The organism is Halomonas sp. 707D4 (assembly GCF_024158685.1).
Lineage (GTDB): Bacteria > Pseudomonadota > Gammaproteobacteria > Pseudomonadales > Halomonadaceae > Vreelandella.
The window spans coordinates 1-1,801 of the sequence record NZ_JAMZBD010000557.1; the positions used below are offsets into that span (position 1 = coordinate 1).

Below are 1,801 nucleotides of genomic sequence, written 5' to 3' on the forward strand. Positions count from 1 at the left end.
GCCGATCGCAAGCCCGGTCAAGGCGTTCTTGAAGATCTGCTCGAACCCCAGAAACTTGATGGTGCCGGCGGTCACGCTGGGATGAAAGCGTAGCCCGCCCTTGTAAGGGCCCAAGGCCGAGTTGAACTGGACACGAAAACCCTTGTTGACGTGTACTTTCCCGGCATCATCGGTCCAGCTGATGCGAAAGAACACCTGCCGTTCGGGCTCTACGATCCGTTCGATGATGGCATGATCGTGGTAGTGCGGGTAGCGCTCGAACAGCGGGCGCAAGCACTCCAGTACCTCTTCGGCAGCTTGGTAGAGTTCGGCTTGCGCGGGGCTGCTGCGCTGTAGCCGGTTCAAGGTGTCGTGAACGTAGGGCATGAAATCGTTTACCGTTACTGGGTCATTGAAAGTGATGGCTGACCAGCCAGTAGCCTCATTTAACGACCCCTGCGCAAAGCTGCATACCCTATGTCGTTTTGTAATGGTGAAATAGGTATGGGGGATTAGACTAAAGTCTTGCTTTTTTAGGGTGCCGACTGATGTTTGGTAGAGTTCTGATAAACGAAAATTAAACGCTATCGGTCTGGATAGTAGGGCGAAGCGGTGCTCCAGGCTGCCGTGGCGCTTTCGAGCGGCTGGTCGCCGCCGTCGCGGGTGCCTCGCTATCGCTCGTTACGCCGCGCTACGGCTGTGCAGGTATCCGTAGCGCGGGTAAGCCGTATGGCGCACCCGCGAAAGGCATCGCGAAGCGGTGCTCCAGGTTGCCGTGGCTCTCCGGGCAACTGGTCGCCGCCGTCGCGGGTGCCTCGCTGTCGCTCGTTACGCCGCGCTACGAGTGTGCAGGTACCCGTAGCGCGGGGGCGCACCCGCGAAAGGCAGCGCGAAGCGGTGCGGTGGTTGCGGTGGCTCTATCCGGGCGGCTGGTCGCCGCCATCGCGGGTGCCTCGCTGTCGCTCGTTACGCCGCGCTACAAGTGTGCAGGTACCCGTAGCGCGGGTAAGCCGCGAAAGGCAGCGCGAAGCGGTGCGGGATGGTCATTCCCAGTTCATATCGGCGACGGCGGGTGGTTGTTGTGTGCTCCAGTCTTCCTCATACCATCCCTTTTTCACGCAGGCCTTGAAACTGGACCAGCGCCATTGGGAGGGCGCCGCTACGTAGCCGTGTTTCACCGGATTGAAGTGGATGTAATCCATATGGCGCTGCCAGTCGTGGTCATCGCGGATGACGTGCTCCCAAAAACCGCGTTGCCAGGCGCCATCGCTCCCTTCGGCCAGTAAGAACTCCCTGGTGGCCGTTTTCTTGATGTCTCGCCAGCGCGATGAATAATCGGCGTCGCCTTCGGGGAGCGTCCACAGGCAGTGGAGATGGTCGGGAAGGATGACGAAAGCGTCGAGCGTGAAGGGGCGCGCGTGACGTACGCGACGAAATGCCCGCCCCAGGGCGGTGATGTTGCTTTCCTTTGCCAACAGCGGCTGTCGCCGGCAGGTAACGACGGTAAAGAAGTAGGTGCCGCCCGGTATCAAGGCCCGTCGATAGGTGGCCATCGAATCCTCCCGCCATCTTTCAAGTCAAGTCAGACTAAATAAAACGGCTGGGCTTGAAAACCCGTAGCGCGGGTAAGCCGCAGGGTGCACCCGCGGCAAGCATCGCGTAGCGGTGCGGTGGTTGCGGAGGCTCCATCCGGGCGGCTGGCCGCCGCCGTCGCGGGTGCCTCGCTGTCGCTCGTTACGCCACGCTACGAGAGTGCAGGTATCCGTAGCGCGGGTAAGCCAATGGGCGCACCCGCGGGAAGCACCGCGTAGCGGGGCAGTGA

At 61.3% G+C, this 1,801-nt stretch carries 2 protein-coding genes; both read right to left on the reverse strand.

The window, feature by feature from the left end:
- Nucleotides 1-366, reverse strand: a 366-nt coding sequence (locus BIS11_RS16510; RefSeq protein WP_301286500.1) for a Glu/Leu/Phe/Val dehydrogenase dimerization domain-containing protein, incomplete at its 3' end; no start/stop codon positions are given.
- Between the two features lie 656 nt (nucleotides 367-1,022).
- Nucleotides 1,023-1,532 (reverse strand): transposase, encoded by a 510-nt coding sequence (locus tag BIS11_RS16515; RefSeq protein ID WP_253424091.1) that lies wholly within the window; start codon nucleotides 1,530-1,532, stop codon nucleotides 1,023-1,025.
- Nucleotides 1,533-1,801: the final 269 nt, after the last annotated feature.

Coding starts and splice junctions, on each gene's coding strand:
- BIS11_RS16515 (WP_253424091.1), bottom strand. CDS start 1,532: ATGGCCACCTATCGACGGGCCTTGATACCGGGCGGCACCTACTTCTTT.